Annotated in this window: 22 protein-coding genes; 10 read left to right on the top strand and 12 right to left on the bottom strand. The window is 42.3% G+C overall.

The features are described from left to right. Positions 1-2: 2 nt before the first annotated feature. The 5 genes from V7K85_RS34165 to ssuD form a co-directional block, all read right to left on the bottom strand. Positions 3-1,034: an ABC transporter substrate-binding protein gene (locus V7K85_RS34165; RefSeq protein ID WP_334820795.1), complete on the bottom strand. Its 1,032-nt coding sequence runs from the start codon at positions 1,032-1,034 to the stop codon at positions 3-5. A gap of 191 nt (positions 1,035-1,225) precedes the next feature. Further along, positions 1,226-2,173, bottom strand: coding sequence for a D-2-hydroxyacid dehydrogenase (locus tag V7K85_RS34160; protein WP_334820793.1), 948 nt, complete (start codon positions 2,171-2,173; stop codon positions 1,226-1,228). 358 nt (positions 2,174-2,531) lie between these two features. Further along, a complete protein-coding gene (locus V7K85_RS34155; RefSeq protein WP_334820791.1) occupies positions 2,532-3,302 on the bottom strand; it encodes an ATP-binding cassette domain-containing protein in 771 nt (256 codons plus the stop codon). Positions 3,303-3,442: 140 nt separating this feature from the next. After that, a complete protein-coding gene (locus V7K85_RS34150) occupies positions 3,443-4,267 on the bottom strand; it encodes an ABC transporter permease subunit (protein ID WP_334820789.1) in 825 nt (274 codons plus the stop codon). A gap of 171 nt (positions 4,268-4,438) precedes the next feature. Next, complete coding sequence (ssuD, locus tag V7K85_RS34145; protein WP_334820787.1) at positions 4,439-5,587, bottom strand: FMNH2-dependent alkanesulfonate monooxygenase; 1,149 nt, start codon at positions 5,585-5,587, stop codon at positions 4,439-4,441. 352 nt (positions 5,588-5,939) lie between these two features. Here ssuD and V7K85_RS34140 point away from each other — a divergent pair, with 352 nt between their 5' ends. Further along, on the top strand, positions 5,940-6,419 hold the full coding sequence (locus V7K85_RS34140) for a hypothetical protein (RefSeq protein WP_334820785.1): 480 nt from the start codon (positions 5,940-5,942) through the stop codon (positions 6,417-6,419). Between the two features lie 305 nt (positions 6,420-6,724). Here the strand turns inward: V7K85_RS34140 and V7K85_RS34135 are convergent, their stop codons facing one another. The 5 genes from V7K85_RS34135 to V7K85_RS34115 all read right to left on the bottom strand — a co-directional run bounded on the left by V7K85_RS34135 (position 6,725) and on the right by V7K85_RS34115 (position 9,142). Next, positions 6,725-6,847, bottom strand: coding sequence for a hypothetical protein (locus V7K85_RS34135; protein WP_334820783.1), 123 nt, complete (start codon positions 6,845-6,847; stop codon positions 6,725-6,727). Between the two features lie 232 nt (positions 6,848-7,079). Then, complete coding sequence (locus V7K85_RS34130) at positions 7,080-7,292, bottom strand: hypothetical protein (RefSeq protein WP_334820781.1); 213 nt, start codon at positions 7,290-7,292, stop codon at positions 7,080-7,082. A gap of 88 nt (positions 7,293-7,380) precedes the next feature. Continuing rightward, entirely contained in the window at positions 7,381-7,833 is a 453-nt protein-coding gene (locus V7K85_RS34125) for an Hsp20/alpha crystallin family protein (RefSeq protein WP_334820779.1), read from the bottom strand. Between the two features lie 401 nt (positions 7,834-8,234). Next, positions 8,235-8,408 carry a hypothetical protein gene (locus V7K85_RS34120; protein WP_334820777.1) on the bottom strand — a complete coding sequence of 58 codons (174 nt, stop codon included), beginning with the start codon at positions 8,406-8,408 and terminating at the stop codon, positions 8,235-8,237. Positions 8,409-8,440: 32 nt separating this feature from the next. Beyond that, positions 8,441-9,142 (bottom strand): class I SAM-dependent methyltransferase, encoded by a 702-nt coding sequence (locus tag V7K85_RS34115; protein WP_334820775.1) that lies wholly within the window; start codon positions 9,140-9,142, stop codon positions 8,441-8,443. A gap of 12 nt (positions 9,143-9,154) precedes the next feature. Here V7K85_RS34115 and V7K85_RS34110 point away from each other — a divergent pair, with 12 nt between their 5' ends. The 3 genes from V7K85_RS34110 (at position 9,155) to V7K85_RS34100 (ending at position 11,092) form a co-directional block, all read left to right on the top strand. Next, positions 9,155-9,352 carry a hypothetical protein gene (locus tag V7K85_RS34110; protein WP_334820773.1) on the top strand — a complete coding sequence of 66 codons (198 nt, stop codon included), beginning with the start codon at positions 9,155-9,157 and terminating at the stop codon, positions 9,350-9,352. Positions 9,353-9,588: 236 nt separating this feature from the next. Next, complete coding sequence (locus tag V7K85_RS34105) at positions 9,589-9,861, top strand: hypothetical protein (protein WP_334820851.1); 273 nt, start codon at positions 9,589-9,591, stop codon at positions 9,859-9,861. Between the two features lie 298 nt (positions 9,862-10,159). Then, on the top strand, positions 10,160-11,092 hold the full coding sequence (locus tag V7K85_RS34100; RefSeq protein WP_334820849.1) for a competence protein CoiA family protein: 933 nt from the start codon (positions 10,160-10,162) through the stop codon (positions 11,090-11,092). Positions 11,093-11,741: 649 nt separating this feature from the next. Here the strand turns inward: V7K85_RS34100 and V7K85_RS34095 are convergent. Then, entirely contained in the window at positions 11,742-12,263 is a 522-nt protein-coding gene (locus tag V7K85_RS34095; protein WP_334820847.1) for a thiamine phosphate synthase, read from the bottom strand. Between the two features lie 529 nt (positions 12,264-12,792). Between V7K85_RS34095 and V7K85_RS34090 the strand changes: the two genes are divergently transcribed. Together V7K85_RS34090 and V7K85_RS34085 are read left to right on the top strand one after the other, a co-directional pair. After that, complete coding sequence (locus tag V7K85_RS34090) at positions 12,793-13,503, top strand: TVP38/TMEM64 family protein (protein WP_334820771.1); 711 nt, start codon at positions 12,793-12,795, stop codon at positions 13,501-13,503. Positions 13,504-13,609: 106 nt separating this feature from the next. Further along, positions 13,610-14,626 (top strand): glycosyltransferase family 2 protein, encoded by a 1,017-nt coding sequence (locus V7K85_RS34085; protein ID WP_334820769.1) that lies wholly within the window; start codon positions 13,610-13,612, stop codon positions 14,624-14,626. Between the two features lie 34 nt (positions 14,627-14,660). On the opposite strand, the gene V7K85_RS34080 is transcribed toward V7K85_RS34085, so the two are convergent. Continuing rightward, complete coding sequence (locus V7K85_RS34080; RefSeq protein WP_334820767.1) at positions 14,661-15,026, bottom strand: iron uptake porin; 366 nt, start codon at positions 15,024-15,026, stop codon at positions 14,661-14,663. A gap of 742 nt (positions 15,027-15,768) precedes the next feature. Between V7K85_RS34080 and V7K85_RS34075 the strand changes: the two genes are divergently transcribed. The 4 genes from V7K85_RS34075 (at position 15,769) to V7K85_RS34060 (ending at position 20,904) form a co-directional block, all read left to right on the top strand. After that, positions 15,769-17,394 carry an FAD-binding protein gene (locus V7K85_RS34075; protein WP_334820765.1) on the top strand — a complete coding sequence of 542 codons (1,626 nt, stop codon included), beginning with the start codon at positions 15,769-15,771 and terminating at the stop codon, positions 17,392-17,394. Next, positions 17,391-17,720 (top strand): ferredoxin family protein, encoded by a 330-nt coding sequence (locus tag V7K85_RS34070; protein ID WP_334820764.1) that lies wholly within the window; start codon positions 17,391-17,393, stop codon positions 17,718-17,720. The genes V7K85_RS34075 and V7K85_RS34070 overlap by 4 nt, the downstream gene beginning before the upstream one ends. A gap of 19 nt (positions 17,721-17,739) precedes the next feature. Continuing rightward, the gene (locus V7K85_RS34065; RefSeq protein WP_334820762.1) at positions 17,740-19,044 is read left to right on the top strand and encodes an ABC transporter substrate-binding protein; all 1,305 of its coding nucleotides are present in this window, start codon (positions 17,740-17,742) and stop codon (positions 19,042-19,044) included. 375 nt (positions 19,045-19,419) lie between these two features. Next, positions 19,420-20,904 (top strand): amidohydrolase family protein, encoded by a 1,485-nt coding sequence (locus V7K85_RS34060; RefSeq protein ID WP_334820760.1) that lies wholly within the window; start codon positions 19,420-19,422, stop codon positions 20,902-20,904. Positions 20,905-20,984: the final 80 nt, after the last annotated feature.

The following is a 20,984-nucleotide window of genomic DNA, read 5'->3' as shown; positions in this document are numbered from 1 at the left end:
TGTCAAATACTGCACTTAGCGATCGCATCATTAAAAGTAGTGTCCCACAGAGGTTTCACACTAACCTTAGCTGGGAGGACGCCAGCTTCAGCAAAGGTATCAGCTACCTCTTGCTGTGAGGCAATCGCTTCATCGGAGGTAGGGAGAACCTGAACATGGCGTTGTTTTTCTTCCTGCTTTGCTTGTTCTAGGACAATGCTTTCATCTATGCCGATAGCTGAAGCATAACTTTTTGCCCAGGTTTCTAAATTCGATTCGCGCCAAGCTTGCGACTTTTTAATCCTACAAAGGAAGTCAGCGATCGCAGCATTTTTGCCTGGATCTGCGATCGCACTGGGAGCGCCTACAATCATGAAGTTACCACTCAAAATATCCTTTGCAGACTTCAGTTCCCTGGCGCCATCCTTTTTAGCTTGGGGGATCGAATAGCCGTAGGTAGCCCAGCCATCTAGATCACCTTTCCTGAAGGCCGAAAGTCCGTCGGGTATCGAGAGGGCGATCGCATCAATATCCTTGAAAGTCAGACCAACTTCCTTCAACATCTTGATCAAGAAGTAATGGGCTGTCGTAGCTTTGATGTAAGCAACTTTCTTCCCTTTCAGGTCTGCGATCGTTTTAGCTGTAGAATTTTTTGGCACAAGCACAGTTTGTCCGATAGTTGGGCCCTTAGTGGCTGCAATAATCTTCACCGCATCCTGAGTCCCGATCGCAAAAATCGGTGGAGTCTCACTACACGATGCAATATCAATGGCATTGGCATTGATTGCTTGCACCATAAGATTACCCCCAGTAAACTCCGTGAACTGAGTTTTGTAGGGAAAATTATCTAGTCCAGCTAACTTCAACTGGAGATCCCAACCACCCTTATACTTAGCAATGCGGAGAGTCACCCCTGATAAATCAACTGTTGGGTTGGAGGAAGTTTGAGTGGAACTGTTAGTACAACTAGTAGCTGTTGCAATCAGTGCTGTAGTAGTGCCTGTCATCGCACCAAGCCAGCGGAGTATCTGACGACGTTTATAGCGGATAGTCACATGAACCTCGCATGACTGAATAGATCATTGTAGAGATGTTGTAATTGCTAGTACAGGTAGGCGTCAGTTTGCCTACCCTTAACAAGGGGATTTTGCCCCTTGTCTGCTGAATTGAGATGATAGCTAGATTTACGCCCCCGTTGTACTAATCTCTACCAAAGGATTTGTCCAATTCATTAATTGAATTGGTATTAGTATCCTGCTTCTTTGTTTACTACATTTCGTAACGGCTGACCAGCTTGGTAACGCTTCAGATTGTCGATAAATAGCGCTATTGAACGCTGTATACTTTTTGGTGAATGAGCGGAAGTATGAGGTGTGATAAAGATGTTAGGAAGTGACCACAAAGGACTTTCTGGTGGTAGCGGTTCTGAGTTAACTGTGTCTAATGCTGCACCTGCAATCCAACCTTCTGTGAGCGCTTTTATTAATGCCGATTCATCGACTACGCCACCACGAGCAATATTAATTAGATAAGCATGTTTTGGGAGCGATCGCAATACCGATTCATCAATAAATTCTTTGGTTTCTGGAGTTAGTGGTGTCGCAATAACTACATAATCAACCTTTGGAAGAAGCGATCGCCATTCATCCGCACCCACTACTTTATCAAAATTTGGTAGCTCTTGGGGATGACGCCGACTGCCAATAATTCTTAAGCCGAAGGGTTTAGCACGGGCGGCGATTTCTTGACCGATACCACCAGCACCAATAATTAGCAAGGTTGCATCTGTCAACTCTTCGATAGCGAAACCTCTTTTCCAGTGACGTTCTGCTTGTAAAGCATATAATTCTGGCAGGTGTTTGGCATGAGCCAGTATATAAGCGATCACAAATTCTGCGATCGGAATCCCATGCACTCCGGCTGCATTTGTGAGGATAATATCTCTTTCTAAATAAGTTGGTGTCAGGATGTGATTCACCCCTGCAATTGGTGCATGATGCCAACGTAGTGCAGGTGCTGCTGCTATTATTTTATGCAGCGTCGGACTTCTGGATAAAAACCAACTGAAATAAACTTCAGCATCACTAGCATCCCCGTCTAAATTTCCTTCAACATCTACCCTGACAACCTCTGTATCAGGTGGTAAATGAGGCTCAATATCAGCAACGAGTTCGACCGGTAAAATCAATTTCATGGTAGATTACCTCCTTCCTATTTACAGGACTATTTCTAGAAATTGCTTCTGTCTAATTAAGTACTTTTTGCTATTAATAAAAATTTTTATAATTACTTTGAGTCATAGAAAAAATACTACCATGACATTTAATAGCCTCTTTCAACACTAAAATATACTCAGCTATAACAATCCTAAATCATTCGTGAAAATCTCTCTTTATTCTCTCTGTGTTCTCTGCGTCTCTGTGGTTTGTTAGAAAAAATTATTTCTCACAAATCATATAAGATTATCATATTAGCAATCTTGAGTCTCGAAGTAGCCTATTTTACCGCAGCTACCTCAAGCATTATATTAATCAATTAACAAAAGCTAAATCTCAACTACTAAACTGCAACAATTGATTATTTGGCTGAGTACCTTCATGGCTCATTACTCGCTGAAGAACTGTTTCTCTGATATTCACAAACACTTCACTGCTTCTATTTCGTGGACGTGAAATTCTTACTGGCAGATCCAGAGAAATCTGTCCTTCTTCAATCACTATTACTCGGTCTGCCAACGCCACAGCCTCTTCCACATCATGAGTAACCAAAAACGCAGTAAATCTTCGTTCTTGCCACAAGTTTTCAATTAAACTCTGCATCTCTTGGCGAGTTAAAGCATCCAATGCTCCCAAGGGTTCATCTAGCAACAACAAACGGGGCTGACTAACTAACGCTCTTGCTAATGACACCCGTTGCCGTTGTCCACCAGATAAGACATACGGCCACTCATCAGCCCTATCCTTGAGTCCGACTTTATCGAGTGCCCACAAAGCTTTTTCCCGCCAATTACCTTCCAAACCCAACCCCACGTTCTGAACAACGTGCTTCCACGGCAACAAGCGGGGGTCTTGAAACATAACTGTTACAAAGCGGCTGAGTCTATGCAGGGGTTCTCCATCCAGTAGTATTCCGCCTGAAGTTGCTTTATCTAATCCTGACACAAGACGCAATAAGGTACTCTTACCGCAACCACTACGTCCGACAATAGCGACAAACTCACCTGCTTTAACTTCTAAATTCAGCGAGTTTAAAACAGTTTTCTTACCAAAAGCCTTCGTCAAATCCAAAATACTTAGTTGTGTACCCTGTATATTAGAACTCACTTGCAAAATCTCCTTTTTTAGAACAATCGGGATTTAATTATTTGATGAGACGTTGAAGAAAGCAAATCACACTCCAAATGAATAAAAGTCAAAAGTTAAAATCCAGAATTTTTAACCTTTGATGGTAACTTCAGCATTTACTAATTTTGATAATTGGGGTTCCAAGCCAAGAATTTTTTTTCTAATCCTCTGGCAACAGCATCTGCTAATTTACCCAGCAACGCATAGATCACAATACTTAAGACTACAACATCGGTTTGCATAAACTCACGGGCATTCATTGCCATATAACCAAGACCAGAATCTGCCGCGATCGTTTCTGCCACAATTAATGTCAGCCACATAATCCCCAAGGAATAACGGACACCAATCAGAATCGAAGACAACGCTCCTGGAAAAATGATTTGCCACAGAAGTTGTGGTGTTTTCAATCCATAGACTTTTCCCATCTCAATTAGTCCTGGATCAACACTGCGGATGCCATGAAATGTATTGAGATATAACGGGAAAAATACCCCTATAGACACTAGAAATAATCTGGCTTGATCGCCAATACCAAACCAGAGAATTACTAGCGGAATTAAAGCCAAATTTGGGATAGTCCTGAGCATTTGCAGGGAACTATCTAATAACTTTTCTGCTACACGGGAAAAGCCATTGAGCAATCCCAAACCGAACCCAATGCTACCACCAACTATAAAACCAGATATCGCCCGCCCAGCACTAATTCCTATATGATGAAAAAGTTCTCCCGTGGAAGCTAGTTTAATCGCTGTAGCAATTACACCGCTAGGGGCTGGTAAAATTCTAGTTGAGAGGAAACCAGTTCTGGAAGCAAGTTCCCAAAGTAGTAACACTAGAAGGGGCACAATCCAGGGAACTATTTTCTCGATTCGCGGGTTGTCTAACACCTCGCTCAGGGATATATTATTGTTGCTTTTGGTGTGTTTAAAGGTAATAGTCATGGAATTTTAGATTTTAGACTTCGACTTCTCTACGAGACGCTACGCGAACACTCAGTCGAACGATTTTAGATTGTCCACAAGGATAAATCTAGAAGCATCAAATTTTAGACTTGAAATTTGGTGTTTTTGCTTAATCCAAAATCCCAAATCCCAAATCTAAAATTGGCATAGTCATGAGGCACTCGTTAGTTGTTTAGCAAATTTTTCATTGCCAAGTATTTCGCTAACAGTACTCAAGACTGGTGGTGTTAGCGGTGTAAGTTCGTTCTGCAAAGGTAGACGAGGAAATAATAATTCAGCGGTGCGATATGCTTCTTCTAAATGGGGATATCCAGAGAACACAAAGGTTTCTATACCCAAATTGCGATATTCCAGCATCCTAGCGATAACGGTATCGGGATCTCCAACTAGGGCCGTACCAGCACCACCCCGCACCAATCCAATTCCTGTCCACAGGTTGGGGCTAATCTCTAGGGTTTTTCGACTACCACTATGTAGTTGACTCATGCGCCGCTGTCCTTCAGAATCAGAACTAGCTAAATCTTTCTGAGCTTTTGCGATCGCATCTTCATCGACATACTTAATTAGCTCATTGGCAGCATCCCAAGCAGCAGACTCGGTTTCTCGCACAATTACATGCAAGCGAATCCCAAAACTGACTGTTCTACCTTGTTCAGCCGCCAGTCGCCGAACTTCGGCAATCTTTTGGGCCACTTGTTGTGGAGGTTCGCCCCAAGTCAGGTAAACATCTATGTGTTTAGCGGCAACTCGCTTGGCAGCAGCAGATGAACCACCAAACCACAAGGGTGGATGGGGTTTTTGAACTGGTGGGAATAGGAGTTTACCGCCTTTGATATCCAGGTAGTTTCCCTTAAAATCGACTGTTTCCCCACTGACGATACCCCGCCAAACTGTGAGAAATTCATCGGTTAAATCATAGCGATCGTCATGACTAAGATGCAAGCCATCCCCAGCCAGTTGCACAGGATCTCCACCTGTAACCACATTAATCAACAATCTTCCTTTAGAAATCCGGTCAAATGTTGCTGCCATCCGTGCAGCAGCACCTGGGGAAGTAATTCCTGGGCGAATTGCCACCAGAAATTTCATCTGCTTGGTGACAGATATGAAAGCGGCGGCGGTTATCCAAGCATCTTCACAAGAACTGCCTGTGGGTAACAATGCGCCGGTGTAGCCTAAATTATCCACAGCTTGGGCAATTTGCTGCAAATAATCAGGTGTGGCAACACGAGAGCCAATATCTGTGCCTAAATAGCGTCCGTCATGAGATCCAGTAGGAATAAACCAGAGAATTTGCATGTTTGTCAAGGTATGAGGGCTTAAAACTACGATAAATCGACACAATTACCGTAGTTTATAATCAGTATTTTACAGGAAATTATTTAAAAAACCAGTATAGATTAACGATTCATAAAGAATAAGTACCCACAAAATTGACTCTTTCGCGGATAATCCTGATAATCATGACACTTTTGTTGCAACAATGGCTGTCGTGAAGAATACAAGTTTTGTCAAAAGGTTATTTTTGGAGAACGACCTTAGGGGTGTTGACAGGGGATTTATAATTTTTGGCTCATGTCACCTGATAACTCAGGTTTTATAATTAAAGTAAAAGGGCTTAGAGCATTAAGCGTAAATGAGGTTAAAGGCTGTGCAGAAAATAGTTGTTGCTGCAATATTTAGCGTAATCGCTGGCTCAACATCTTTACTTTTTCCCCAAGCCGCTAAAGCTGATAGGGTTGTTTACTGTCATCCTGTTACTGACAATAGGGTGCTCAAAGAATCGGCGGCTGACCACCCCCATGCTTATGCAAATGGTTTTCGAGAAGGAGAACAAAGCGCTCGGAATAGAGTTGCTTATAAACCTCGGGCTGCGGGAGGTGAATTTGCTCGTGGTTTTCAGGATGGTTATTTGAATCTACCTTATGCTGGGCAAGAGGATGTTGTACCTAAAACAATTGTGCAACATACTACTCAGGTTTGTAATGAAGATGGTTATTACACCGTAGCGCCTCCTCCTGCTTACATCTACAACCCCTATGCCATCTACGGGTCGCCCTATCCTATTTTTGGCATCAACTTCGGATTTGGAAGAGGGTTCCACAGATGGGGCCACTATCGAAGATGGTAGAGGGTGGGGAATTCCGTAAAATAAACTCAACCAGATTAAAAATAATTTAGCGTAATAGTTGCAGTCAAATCGCACGTTGCTTTCACGTAGCTTGCCTCCATAGTAAAATGGGGGGTAAAACCCGCCTGAAAGTTAAGTGAAATTTATCAATCTGCAAAAATCCACTGATAATATTTTTTAATTTTCGGGAGAGAAGAACGAAAATAGGTGCTTGTAAGACGCTACGCTGGAAAAGTGCCCTGCATCCAGAAAACAATCCTGTGCAAGTCACCATCTCTAAAACTAGCTTCACTCAAATCAACTCCCTAAAAATACCAATCGATTTGCATGAAGGGACTAACTTGTACAATCTCGATTTCAGTAAAGTTTCTTTCTCCAGCAGCGTAGCACCTGAGCAACTCTTCAACAGTTATTTTCCTTCTTTCCATACTTCAACTCCTGCATCAAATAATATATACAAAAATAAGGCACTCAACTTCTGGCAAACTCTCTCCGACTGCGATTGAAACTGTTAATCATTTTGTTTAAACATCTAATTCCAAAACAGATTAAAAATATGTCAGCAAAAACATAAACATCGGAATGAGGAAAAAAGAGCGACGCCGAGCAGCCCGTCGCAGACATCGCTATAAAGCGGGTGAGTAGGCGATCGCACATTTACTATGTGTTTTCTAGTAGATTACTAGCCAGTTGTGACGTTCGCGCAGCGTCTCGTAGAGAAGCGTTATCCTCAAGCGTCACAGCCCGTCGTAGACATCTCTCCTTATTCAAGTGTTCCCGTTTCAGCGTCTCGTAGAGAGGAAAACTCAAGAGCGTCACCGATAGATAGCGTAGCGTTAGCGACGCAGGAGCGTCACAGCCCGTCGTAGACATCGCATATAAAAGAGCTTGGTCATCTTATAACCAAGCTCTTAGCTATCTCAATCAATTATTGTCGGTAAAGTAGTTTCATCAGAACCAATTAGGCAGCGGGTTGCTCTAGATTAACCTTGACAACTTTGTTCTTTTCTTGCTCAGACTTAGGCAGTGTCAGGTTCAAAATACCGTCTTTATAATCTGCGGTGACATTGGTATTTTGAATCCGAGCAGATAGAGGAATTACACGTTGGAATTTACCATAGTAGAATTCACTCTTGGTAGTGCCATTGTTTTCAGTTTTAGTTTCAGACTTGCGCTCACCGCTAATATGAACAGCATCTTCGGTGACTTGAATATCTAAGTCTTTAGCGTCTAATCCTGGTAGTTCTAGCTTTAGATGAATCGCATCATCAGTTTCGTGCAACTCAGCAGCCGGAACTCTGATAAAGTCTTTTTCCAACCGTGCAGATGGGACTCTGGTATCTCCAAATAAGCCGTTGATGTGACGTTCTAAAGTGTTCAATTCTTGCCAGGGGTTGTAACGACGAACTAGCATATTAATTTATCCCTCGTACCAGTAGTAGTTTTTTGCTCAATGAACTTCGGATTTAATTCCTTGCTTTGATTACCATATTATTGAGAACTAACAAGCTTGTGAGTTCGGTTATCATCACCAAGTAATTGATGATTACCGCACCAATTTAGGTAATAAAAAAGATTACGGTTTACTCTAACTTATCGGTTCGGTAAACCAGAACAATAACTATGAATATCAATAATAATCAACTCACTAATCTGCTGTTGAAAAGGATTTGCTTTAACACTAAACTTGACTTTCTTCTAACCAAACGGTTGCCCCCATCTCTAAGAGTTTTCTTTATTAAATGGACTGCGCCACTTCAAAATTAAGTTCAACTCCAACTCTTGCCGTGCGCGTCGGTCAACCGGAGCATCCCATCAAAAGGCGGCGTTTACTGCTGTTGGCAACCCATAGCAATAATCACCAGCGCCTTTACCAAAAGTGCTGGCATGGGTTTCACTTCTGGAAATATGTTTAGCTGATTTGGTTCCAAGGTGATTACAAAGGGTGTGACCGACTAGCTGATTATCCCCCAGAACTGAAAGTGACATCTCCCAGTAAACCCCCGCCAGAACACAAGCGGTTAGCGCTCAGAGGATGTCAAAGAATTATGCCTTTGATATTCAATCCGCACTTGCTTAACGTCTATTTGCTCAGATTCTAAAAACACGAGTTTTTGTACTTGCTGTAATCCCAAACTATCAAACTGTTTGAGTTCCGATTCTGATAATGGCCAAGGTGGGCCATTCGGTTCAGCTTCTTCATCTTGAACACGAGTAATCAGCAAAAGTGTGCCACCGGTAGCTATAAAGGAGGCAACTGAAGAAATAACCCAAGAACGCACATTCAACGGCAAAGCTTGAATATTACGACATTCAAAAACAAAGTCAAAAGCTTGATGCCATTGTGAGGGAATTGCTAACAAATCTGCAACTAGATAGTTGACAGCCGAATTGGGAAATCGCTGCTTACACCAAGCGATCGCGCTTTGAGAAATATCAAAAGCAGTTACCTCAAATCCCAGATGAGCTAGAGCTTCGGCATCATCTCCCAAACCACAACCAATGACTAGCGCCTTTTGTCCAGAAACTAACGGTTGATGATTGGTCAACCAGTCTTGTAGATAAGGGTGAGAAGTTAACTTTGCCCAAGGAATTTTTGCTGTATCACCTTTAGCTTCGGCATATAAAACTTCAAACCATGCCGATGGCTCTGATCTTTCTAAAGCTTCGGTAGCTAACTGTTTAACATAAAATCGTAAATCTTCAGGTTGTTGTTCAAACATAAAAACTGACCTTTGGCTAACAACTGGCACAAACGTTGTGTGGCAATGCTAGCGATTCCGCCCCGCCGTTGGCGATCGCTCCCATTCTTGAGATTCAAGCGTTCACGAGTGTGTCCGCACCAGAGGAAAGTTGAGTTATTGACTTTTCCTCTAAGAAATTTTGCAGTAGTAATTTATACAAATTTTCCTCATCTCTTAGAGATTAAGTAATGGCGTGAAGCGATCGCAAGAAGGCGATCGCTCTATCTAAAGATAGAATCAAAAGGTGGGGAAATCCAAATTGCATTCATGCCATGATAAATATATTTTGGTGGATTCCGTGTGAGTCTGCCTCTCAATATAGTCATATATGAATATGCTTTACCACTCTAATCTCAGCAATTAGATGCTTGAAAAGAGATTTACCTGAATGTTTCAATGTTATTAAAGAATTGCAATGAAAAATGATGGATTCTACATTAGTTGATAAAACCTTCCGTGACAGCGATGGCAAAATTGTTTTAGCTCAAATGCCAAACTTGCCACTTATTGTTTGGATAGTAACTAGTATACTTGCTCTAATTTTTACAAGTGGCAAAATCAATACAGTGTTAGACGTACTGGCAAATGGCTCGTTATTTACTTGGGCGTGGCTGGAATTATTTCAAGGCGTTAATTATTTTCGCAGAGCGCTAGGTCTTGCCGTATTTATTGGTCTTATCGCATCAAAAGTTATGTAGTTTACATTACCGAGTGCTTGGAAATTGGCGAATCACTAGAAATGCTGGCTGATTTCCGAGCAATCTTCCCCAGCAAGCGCTAGGCTCGGCAAGCATTAAAGTCAGCGAGGCATAGTGTCAAAGGCTTGTTTACTGGTTGCAGCTGTTAAATCAAGAGGACAAAGCTGCATGAGATATACCACTGAGCAATACCAGATTTAATAGTACCTATTTTGATAGCCCAGAAGATAGATACATTTTTGAAAAGTTGAAGCTTTCCTTGTAAAAGCAACTTTAACTATTCAATAATGGTGTGGCAATGTGGCTAAAATATGGTGTAAATGAAGATGGGATATTGGTATGTATTGAAGATATCACTAGAGGTAAGACTTCACTTAAGTGTCCTTACTGTTATGGTGAGTTAACTGCTAAAAAAGGCCAGGTGAAAGAGCATCATTTTGCTCATAATGACCAAACTTGCCGCCCCGTAGCTAGTCGAGAATTCCCAACTTTACCACTCTATGACAATTTCAACATTCAGCTATCTGGCAAGGATTTGGCACAGTTAAAACTACTCCATAAGGAGTACGGAGCCAAAAATTACCATATTAGTTCCTACTTAGTTACTCCTGGTTTAATCAAAGCAGGAATGTTGATAAAAAACATATACTTAACCCCACCTGAATATGAATTTAGTGATTTGGGTAAAATTCCTGTTGGAGCGCTGGAGTTAACGCGATTCAACGATGTGCAGTCGCCACTATTACTTAAAAAGCTCCTGAAGCTGGAGCTAGCTTTTAAACACGCCGAGTACAAAAATGCCCCAGATTTGGCATACCGCCTTACTGATTTAAAACTCTACCGCGCTCAACTTCAACGTATTCTATCCTGTACACTGTATTTTTTAGAGATTCAAACTAATATTGGAACTTTGTACAAGATAGGAGTAACTCAAAGACTTGTTATCAAGCGAGTAGCAGAAGTAGAAACAGATTTACTTGCACACTACCAAACTGTTGCGATTAAGGTACTGGGAAGTTGGCAACATCGGGGGAATATTGAATTGTATTTTAAACACCGCTATCGGGACTTTAATTATCCCATTGGGTCTTTAACTGAGTACTATAAATTTAATACTGAGGATGTCAAAATCGTGCTGTGCGACTTGCAACAAATGAAACCTAAAGTGCTTTGTCCAGTTGAAATCGATATTCTTGAGGAGAATACTAGCTGGGAGCAAGTTGCTGTGTAGCGTTTCATTTTGGTATGAACTACTGCGATCGCCCCTCATCCTCTAAGAAATTGAAGAGGGCGTAGTTTACCGCACTTGCGCCTTGCTCAGTGACCACCGTAGGCGCAAAGAGTGCGAATGCTCTTGCTAGCTTGCTTAAGAACAGGAGTACGCAGACTCACACTCCGCAAGCGATCGCTTTTCATTTACTCTAAGAAAATTGCAGATTTCTGAGTGGTGAAATAGCGATCGCCTTATTAAATGCTTATCTTTGACTTAGAACCGGAGAGCGATCGCCAAAAATTGCACCTCGCCGCTCTAAGTTAGGTTTTATATCCTCTATAAGACCTAAACTTCCTCCAAACAAGGCATTTATAACAATAGCATCGCTTAGGTGTAGCAACCTGCAATACTAATCGCTCAAACCTGCTCTTCCCGACATTTACAAACCAAGATTAAATGCAACTACAATTGCGCTTCAGCCAGGATTAGAGAGCAACTAACCTGCAATTATCCGTTTCAACCAGGATTAGAGAGCAACTATAATTCTTGCAACTCACGCGATCGCGCTGGGTCGAGTTGCCCGCGAAACAGCAATTTAATTTCAGCAACTATTACCAAAAAATAAGCAATATTTCATGTTTAATAAAATTCTGACAGGAAAAATATTTTACTTTTTAAACATGCTAATTGCTGCAATACCAGACGCACCAGCATCAAGACATTTTTTATAATTGTTTTCGTTAATTCCCCCAAGAGCAAAAACTTTCATTTGTGTTGATTTGCAAGCTTGAGTGAGCATATCTATACCAATACCTTTTACCTCTGGATGAGTTGGGGTCGCAAAAATAGGTGAAAAAAATACATAGTCTAATCCCTCATGCTCTGCCTCTTTTATAGATTCTAATGAGTGACATGATTTTCCAAACAGTATACTATGGCTTTTTGCCTCTGGCATTTTAATTTGATCCTTTTCTCTAAAATGAAAAGCACTAACTAAAGAAGATTTATAATTTAGATAAAATGGTAAAATAATTTGCAATTCTTTGTAGGATAGATTTTCAATGATTATATCTATATTTTCTCTATTTGCCTCATATAATCTTAGATAACACGAATCTGCACTGTTGCTGATAGCTCTGTTTACCCATTTAGTAACTTGAGCAGCGATTTTGGATTTGTCCGAACAAATTATTTCGGAATTCTCTCCTGATAATATATCAAATATTGCGATTTTTTTAAAAGGTTTTATTGTTTATTTCATAGAACTCTTCTTTCATTTTACAGTAATGGTTGTAGCAGCATTAATCTCATTAGATAACTTTATCAAAATAATTCCTATTGGGGTAGTTAGTGAAATTCTTTGTCGGTTAAGCTGCTGGAGTATGCCATTTATTCCTGATCTTAGCTCGTCATCAGAGATCCCAAATGGGTTCTATAGCAGTTCTCAATTGCATGGAATACAGACCTAACCCCCAGCCCCTTCCCTACAAGGGAAGGGGGGTAAGATTCAAAGCCTCTCTCCTAAAAGGAGAGAGGTTTGGAGAGAGGTCAGAGCGTATTGCATCCAAATGAGAAGCGCTATATAGACGGTGCCGTACCTCTTAACGCACCCTACAAATTAAGATTGGATGATTTATTTTTTGGTAGTGCCTAATAATTTATTAAAGGGGAAATTTCACAAAGATGGGTTGGGTTACAAAAAAAGTAGGAGTATTCTAATGTGGAACTTGAAAGCTGGTATTTTGATACTCACACTGAGTTGCATAATCGCAACTGGTATAGCAGTATATCTCCTTGGCGGTATTGAACCAGCACAAATTCAAGCATTGCTGAAATCCTCTGGAATCTGGGCACCGATTATTTATATTGCTTTGTACGTTGTGGCAACTATGTTAGTTCTGCCCTCAACGGTGCTAAATTTGACTGGAGGTGCAATTTTTGGCCCTTGGCTGGGTACTTTCTGGACTAGTGTTGGAGCAGTCATTGCGGCAATAATTGCCTTTGTTTTTACTCGGACTGTTGGACGCCAAACAGTTGCAAAACGATTAGCAGGACGCTGGCAAGCTATGGATGCTGAGGTACGTCGTGGAGGGCTTTTCTATATGTTTGCCATCCGACTAGTACCGATCATGCCCTATGGCTTGGTCAACTTTGTTGCTGGACTGACTTCGATCAGCTTTAAAGATTATGTTCTAGGTACAACACTTGGTACTGTTCCTAGTGTCTTACCTTTTGTACTACTAGGTAGTTCTGGTCTGAAGGCAGTCAATACAGGCGATTTATTGCCGCTAGTACTCGCCTTAGGCTTAACTGGAACGCTGGTAGCAGGGTCTACTTGGTATCGCCATCGTCGGACTTTTCCCAAAAAAGCTGTAGAAAGGCTGAAAAAATCAGACTCTTCAGATTACATAAATCCGAAGAATAAATAAATTATGAGAATCTGACTTGAGTCTTACTAGGTATACTGAGAACCAAACCTTGATGATGACAAGCAGTCGTCAGCTTGGCTGTTCAAAAATTAAACGGGATTCCTAGATGGTACCAAAGTATTCATTGATTGTTCCAATTTATAACGAAGAAGAAATTATTCCTGAACTATACCGCAGACTGAGTGCAGTCATGAATCGGATGGATGGTCTTGTCGAATTAATTTTAATCAATGATGGTAGCCGCGATCGCTCCCTACAACTACTACGAGACCTCCATCAAAAAGACCCGCGCATTTGCTATCTGAGCTTTGCTCGTAACTTTGGTCACCAGATTGCAGTTACTGCTGGTCTTAATTTTGTCCGAGGTCAAGTTATCATCATCCTTGATGCTGACTTGCAAGATCCACCAGAACTAATCCCCGACATGGTTGAAAAATGGCGACAGGGCTATCAGGTCGTCTACGCTCAACGCACTCAACGCCTCAAGGAAGGATGGTTTAAGCGTTTTACTGCCTACTTCTTTTATCGCATCCTTAAAAAGCTGGCAGATGTAGATATTCCTACTGATACTGGTGATTTTTGTTTAATGGATCGGCAGATCGTAGATATTCTTAATTCTATGCCAGAACGCACCCGCTACATTCGTGGTCTGCGTTCTTGGGTTGGCTTTCAGCAAACGGCAATTCGGTTTGAGCGCAGCCCCCGCTTTGCTGGGGAAGTTAAATACACTTTCAGCAAATCCTTGGCGCTTGCCATCAATGGTCTAGTGTCCTTTTCAATAGTGCCACTGCGGTTATCAACCTACTTAGGATTAGTAGCAGCGGCGGCGGCCATCTTTATGGCTTTATTAGTCTTGTATTGGCGTCTTTTTGTCCCCCATTCGCCTTTAACCGGGTTTACGATTATTTTGATGGCAATTTTCTTTCTCGGATCTGTGCAGTTAGTCAGTGTTGGCATCTTAGGCGAATATATCGGGCGCATCTACGAAGAAGTTAAAGCCAGGCCCCTCTATACTTTGGCAGAGGTAGGTGGTTTCTATTACAAATCCTCGAACTCAAGGAACAATTCTCACAAACTAGATAATTTAGAAGATGCTACTGTTCAAAATCTAGATAAGTATTGAGCTTGAGGCAGGGGGAGAGAAAAAAGTCTACCAGTTAGAAATTAAATGTACTACGTATAGCACCTACCAAAATTGGATCATTGGCAGAATTTCCTTCGGGGTTGAGAATTACAAACAAAGTTGGGGTAACACTAATGTTGTCATTCACCCGATAGGTATAAAAACCTTCTATATGTAAGGAGGTATCTTTGTTTGTGCGAGTAGTTATGTCATTGCTAGTGACTTTAGGCGGTACACCAAAGACCAACCCCCCTAGATTCGCTTTTTTAAACAGGTCTGGAAAAGCTAAGGTAAGCGCACCATTAATTATGGTTGCATCGTTATTGGTACCTTCTTGATGAGCAAGGGTATAACCAAACCAACCACCTAGATTAACTACGCTACTGGCTTTCCATGGCAAAAACTTTTGACACATCATACAATTCAGCTATGGGACTAGTAGCTGAAGTCAGTTAAAACGGGTTAAATAACTAAAAATCCAGTCGGCTGTAACCAACTGTAAGTGTTAGTTGTAGATATTTTGTAACTTTCAGTCTTTTACAAACTTTTGCCAAATGGTTATTCTCAGAAACCAGATATTTCCGATTCCCTCTGTGCCAATGCACCTCACTTAGGATGGCTAGGGTTTTGGAATTTATAAACTTTAGACGCTAAACAGCTTATCAGCTATTAGCTACTTTCACTCTTGCTCGAACTCTGAAAAACATTGGTAGATGCCTTAAGCCGAAATGGGATTCCTTGCTCTTGTCTAGAAAAATTTATTAAACAACAGCAAACCTATCGAGATTAAGTATTTTATGCACTAGCATTGGATGTCAGCACAAAATACTGAAAAAAGCAAGTCTCTTGGGAGAGATAACAAAGTTTATTTTACATAACTTTACGTTTAAATTTATTTGCTAAAATGCTTGCTTTTTATCGAAAACTGTGAAAAGCTTTGTTATATTAAAAACTACGGTTTATCTATCAGGTTAAAGTAGTTGCTGTAATGCCAATCTGGTGGCAACCTGTCTTAAGGAGCCACAAATTAAGGCTACTAGTAAGACGTCAAGTAGATAGGCAAACAGGTTTGGGAATATTTTGCAGCATCGATGGGGTGAAGACTTGATGCTTAAGACTTTATCGATGGGGGGAAATGGTAGATGCTGAAGACGTTAACAACCGATTTTGAACACGACCTCCAAGCAGATGTGCTTGTAATTGGAGGTGGGCCAGCTGGAACTTGGGCGGCTTGGAGTGCTGCATCAAGTGGAGCTAGAGTTGTGCTTGTAGACAAAGGATACTGTGGTACAACTGGATGCGCTGCTGCATCTGGGAATGGTGTGTGGTACGTGCCACCTGATCCAGAAGCACGAGAAACAGCAAAGGCAAGTCGGGAATCGTTGGGTGGTTTTTTATCCGATCGCCACTGGATGGATCGGGTACTGAATCAGACCTATGTAAACGTCAATCAGTTAGCAGAGTGGGGTTATCCGTTTCCCACCGACGACGAAGGCAAACCCTATCGGCGATCGCTGCAAGGGCCAGAATATATGCGGCTGATGCGGCGACAAATCCAAAGGGCAGGAGTCAAAATTTTAGACAACAGCCCCGCCTTAGAACTACTGGTTGATGACGATGGTGCTGTTGCCGGTGCAACAGGTATGAATCGTCAGACTGGTGGGAAATGGGTAGTGCGATCGCCAGGCACGATCATTGCTACAGGCGGCTGTGCGTTTCTCAGTAAAGCGTTAGGATGCAACGTCCTGACAGGGGATGGTTACTTAATGGCGGCTGAAGCAGGTGCTGAGATGTCGGGTATGGAATTTTCCAATGCTTATGGCATCTCCCCCGCCTTTTCTTCAGTTACCAAAACCCTGTTCTATAATTGGGCGACCTTCACCTACGAAGACGGCACTGTGATTCCGGGAGCAAGTTCTCATAGACGTTCAGTAATTGCCCAGACATTGCTGCAACAGCCAGTTTACGCTATCATAGACAAAGCGGCTGAATCGATGCGCTCATCTATGCGTTTAGCACAGCCTAACTTCTTTTTACCCTTTGACCGCGCAGGTATTGATCCATTTACCCAACGTTTCCCTGTGACTCTGCGCCTAGAGGGAACCGTGCGCGGTACGGGAGGAATTCGGATTGTAGATGAGAGTTGTGCCAGTTCTATACAGGGACTCTACGCGGCTGGAGATGCTGCTACACGCGAACTGATTTGTGGCGGATTCACTGGTGGTGGTAGCCATAATGCGGCTTGGGCAATATCTTCTGGCTATTGGTCTGGAAAATCGGCTGCTGAATATACGCGCAGTTTGGGGGAATACAAAACTCGACGCCATATTAAGGGTGTTGGAGAAGTAGTATTACAGAGTGGGAGCGATCGCTCTCAAACCTTGGCAAATAATGAAATTATTCAAGCAGTTCAAGCTGAAGTATTTCCCTATGAAAAGAACTATTTCCGTACAGAACAAGGCTTAACCGAGTCTTTGGGTAGGCTAAATCATCTTTGGCATGAACTCCGCAGTAGCCAGGTAACGTCAGAGAAAGAGCTAATCCGGGCGCGAGAAGCTGCGGCGATGGTAGCCACAGCCCGATGGATGTACAGCAGTGCCATCGAACGTAAAGAAACTCGTGGTATGCACAGACATCTAGACTATCCTGAACAAGATCCTAACCAGCAACATTACCTGATTAGTGGCGGATTAGATCAAGTCTGGGTGAAGGTTCAGCCTTTAGAGAGTACAGAAAAGTTACCATCCAAAATAGGAGCGTTAGTGTGATTGAGTTGGTCAGCGAGTCGCGGTGCATAAATTGTAATATCTGCGTAAATATTTGCCCGACCAACGTGTTTGACCGTGTACCTGATGCACCGCCAACCATTGCCCGACAGAGTGACTGCCAAACCTGTTATATGTGCGAATTGTATTGTCCAGTTGATGCTCTTTATGTAGCACCAGAAAGTGACATGCAGACTTCAGTCAACGAGGCAGAATTGGTAAAAGTCGGGCTACTAGGTAGTTACCGTGAAAACATTGGTTGGGGACATAAACGTACATCAACAGCAAAAACAGATCAAACATTCCAAATTCTCAAGCAGATGAAATAGCATCGTGGGGAAAAGAGTCATGCTGTCGTTCAAAGCAGGAACAGGTTCTATCAGTAAAAATATAGCCATTTTCAATTTGGTGAGGTACAGGTATGCAGACAGACCTAACCCCTTTGGGGAAGTCAAAAGTCAAAAGTCAAAAGTCAAAACTGTACTTCACGCAATCGAGAACCGCTATAGGTATGCAGACAGACCTAACCCCCTAACCCCCTTCCCGACGCGGGAAGGGGGAAAAATTCAAAGCCTCTCTCCTTTTAGGAGAGAGGTTTGGAGAGAGGTCAAAATTGTACTTCACGCAATCGAGAACTGCTATAAACTTCCTTCAAGATTATCAACTTCAGTAGCTTGTGTCCTACTGCTACTAACTACAGCATGTAGCCAAGGCGAAACTAAATCTGCTCAATCCATTCAGGGCATTAATACCAATAGTGCTGTAGCTGCATCTAACAACATTTCTACCCTACGAATAGGTTATGTAGGTAGTGTAGAACCTACAGGGCCACTTGGGTGGGCAAAGAAAAAGGGAATATTAAATCGTCAACTGCAAAAAGCTGGGTTTAAAAACATTACTTTTGCACGATTTCCTAACGGGCCGGATCTAAATGAGGCGCTTGTCGCAGGTCAACTAGATGTTGGTTCTTTAGGCGATACACCAGCCATAGTTTTGAGAGCTAGGGGTGTGGAAACTCGATTGCTGCGAATCAGTCAATTTAATACAACCGCCTGGCTGGTTGCGAAAAAGAATGGCCCGCGATCGCTCGCTGAACTTAAAGGTGAGAAAATAGCTACCCAAAAAGGTTCTTATATGCATCGATATCTGCTGGGTCTGTTAGCTGAAGCTAAAATTGCCAAAGATGTAAAAGTTGTCCACTTGATGACTACTGAGGCAAAAGCGGCTTTAGAACGTGGTGATGTAGCAGCTTATGCAACTTCAAGTGATCTGGGGCCTTTTCTGAAATCACAAGGGTTTCCAGTGATTGATTCTTCTGCGAATCATCAGGGTCTTTCAGGGACATCATTAGTTGTAGCGACTGAAAGCTTTCTGGCTAAACAGCCTGATTTTCCCCAGAAATTTAATGCAATTCTCACAGAAGCAGTCAAGGATTTAAAAGCTAATTCTGAAGAATATTATCAGTACCACGCCCAAATTACTAAATATCCCGTCGATATCATCAAAGTATCGTTCCCACTCAAGCAGGTATCAGAAGAACCATTACCAGCTGAGGGTGTGAAACTTTTAGAAGGCACTAAGAATTTTTTAGTTTCGCAGGGTTTAGCAAAGTCGAACTTTAAATTAACAGATTGGGCTGCTGAAGAGAAATAGGGAGTGGGGGGATGAGGGAGCAGGGGGAGCAAAGAATGCAGGATATCAGTAGTTTTTCTAAGCAAGAAAAACAAATTTTTGTAATTAAGTCCAGGACTTACGCAAAATCATGAAAAACGAACCGCATTCGCGCAGCGTCTCGTTAGAGAAGAACGCAAAGGACACAAAGGAATAAGACTTTCAGAGGGTTATTGCGTAAGTCCTAAAGTCTTTCAAAGGTGCAACTTCCAGGTTCAAAGACTTCCTACTTCCCTCGTGACCAATAATTCCTTGATGTACAGAGCAAGTAGATTTATCTGTCAAATCAATCCAAAATCCAAAATCTAAAATCCAAAATTGTTTGACCAATTCATTTGAAAATTCAGGTAACATGGTATGACTATTGCACTAGACCGTCCACAAAAAACCAAGTCTGCTCAAATTCGGGAAAGACTGGGTTATCCGATTATTGACACCGATGTACATACCCAAGAGTTTCCCCCAGCATTCTTGGACTATTTAGAGCAAGTTGCTGGAACTGCGATCGCACAACGTTTTCAAGAACACTTACCTGGTGCATCTCGCTCTAAATGGTTCAAGCAATCTTGGGATGAACGCCGTACTCACCGCACCGCCCGCCCTCCCTTCTGGACTCGTCCCACTAACGACGCTTTAAATTTAGCTACCGTTAGTTTGCCGAAGTTGTTGCACGAGCGCTTACAAGAAGCTGGTACAGACTTTGCAGTTGTGTACCCTAACTTGGCAACTATGGCGCCACACATCGGGAATGAAGAAATGCGGCGGGCTGTTTGCCGTGCAGCTAACACTTACCACGCTGATATTTTCCGTCCTTATAGCGATCGCTTAACACCCATTGCTTCCATCCCAATGAATACGCCCGAAGAGGCGATCGCAGAATTGGAATATGCGGTGAAAGTGCTGGGACTCAAAGCAATTCAAATCCCCGGACATATCCGCCGCCCGATTCCCGCTTTCGAGAAGTATGGCGAAGAAGTAGCCAACGAAGCCATTTGGATTGACACTTTTGGCTTGGATAGCAAATATGATTACGATCCCTTCTGGGCGAAGTGCGTAGAACTTAAAGTTGTACCCACCACCCACTCTTCCGGTATGGGCTGGATAAATCGGCGTTCGATTAGCAATTACCAATACAACCATATTGGTCACTTTGCTTCGGCTGGGGAAGCACTATGTAAATCTTTATTCTTTGGTGGTGTAACTCACCGCTTTCCCACACTCAAGTTTGCCTTTTTAGAAGGAGGTGCAGCTTGGGGTGCTAGTTTGTACACCGATTTGATTTGGCACTGGGATACCCGCAATAAAGACCATTTGGTGGAAAATAACAATCCTGCCAATGTTAATTATGAAGAACTGCTAGAATTTTATACCCGCTATGGTGATGAATTAATACATGGTCGTTTGGATCAGCTAGGTAGCGGTTTAGGTTTCCACGCTGATTTAGTATCTCCCTTAGAACCAGGTGATTTAGATGAATTCGCCGTAGCAGGAGTTACGAAGCCAGAGGATATCCGCGATCGCTTTTTAAATCACTTCTACTTCGGTACAGAATCAGATGATACTCGTGTAGCTCAAGCCTTTAACCGCAAAGCCAATCCTTATGGCGACCGTGTTAAAGCATTTTTGGGTTCCGATTCCGGTCACTGGGACGTACCTGATATCACTGCGATCGTTGCTAATACCTATTCAATGGTAGAACGCAAGATTATCACTGAAGAAGATTTGCAATATTTCCTGTCAATTCATCCCTTGGAGTTGTACACCAGCCTGAATCGTGACTTCTTCAAAGGTACGGCTGTCGAAAAAACAGCAGATGAATTTTTGGCTACCGCCGGCCGTTAATTCCATTTTCTCGTTATCTTTCTCAATCTTGATGATCCCCCCAACCCCCCTTAAAAAGGGGGGCAAAAAGATCCCCCCAA

The organism is Nostoc sp. (genome assembly GCF_036917615.1).
Lineage (GTDB): Bacteria > Cyanobacteriota > Cyanobacteriia > Cyanobacteriales > Nostocaceae > Nostoc.
This window is presented reverse-complemented; position numbering and strand designations above follow the sequence as displayed.

Bases quoted from the DNA above. Each gene is read 5' to 3' on its own strand.
- V7K85_RS34160 (WP_334820793.1), bottom strand. From the start codon at position 2,173: ATGAAATTGATTTTACCGGTCGAACTCGTTGCTGATATTGAGCCTCAT.
- V7K85_RS34150 (WP_334820789.1), bottom strand. From the start codon at position 4,267: ATGACTATTACCTTTAAACACACCAAAAGCAACAATAATATATCCCTG.
- ssuD (WP_334820787.1), bottom strand. From the start codon at position 5,587: ATGCAAATTCTCTGGTTTATTCCTACTGGATCTCATGACGGACGCTAT.
- V7K85_RS34135 (WP_334820783.1), bottom strand. From the start codon at position 6,847: ATGGAAAGAAGGAAAATAACTGTTGAAGAGTTGCTCAGGTGCTACGCT.
- V7K85_RS34130 (WP_334820781.1), bottom strand. From the start codon at position 7,292: ATGTCTACGACGGGCTGTGACGCTCCTGCGTCGCTAACGCTACGCTAT.
- V7K85_RS34125 (WP_334820779.1), bottom strand. From the start codon at position 7,833: ATGCTAGTTCGTCGTTACAACCCCTGGCAAGAATTGAACACTTTAGAA.
- V7K85_RS34120 (WP_334820777.1), bottom strand. From the start codon at position 8,408: ATGTCACTTTCAGTTCTGGGGGATAATCAGCTAGTCGGTCACACCCTT.
- V7K85_RS34115 (WP_334820775.1), bottom strand. From the start codon at position 9,142: ATGTTTGAACAACAACCTGAAGATTTACGATTTTATGTTAAACAGTTA.
- V7K85_RS34105 (WP_334820851.1), top strand. From the start codon at position 9,589: ATGGATTCTACATTAGTTGATAAAACCTTCCGTGACAGCGATGGCAAA.
- V7K85_RS34100 (WP_334820849.1), top strand. From the start codon at position 10,160: ATGTGGCTAAAATATGGTGTAAATGAAGATGGGATATTGGTATGTATT.
- V7K85_RS34090 (WP_334820771.1), top strand. From the start codon at position 12,793: ATGTGGAACTTGAAAGCTGGTATTTTGATACTCACACTGAGTTGCATA.
- V7K85_RS34085 (WP_334820769.1), top strand. From the start codon at position 13,610: ATGGTACCAAAGTATTCATTGATTGTTCCAATTTATAACGAAGAAGAA.
- V7K85_RS34075 (WP_334820765.1), top strand. From the start codon at position 15,769: ATGCTGAAGACGTTAACAACCGATTTTGAACACGACCTCCAAGCAGAT.
- V7K85_RS34065 (WP_334820762.1), top strand. From the start codon at position 17,740: ATGCTGTCGTTCAAAGCAGGAACAGGTTCTATCAGTAAAAATATAGCC.
- V7K85_RS34060 (WP_334820760.1), top strand. From the start codon at position 19,420: ATGACTATTGCACTAGACCGTCCACAAAAAACCAAGTCTGCTCAAATT.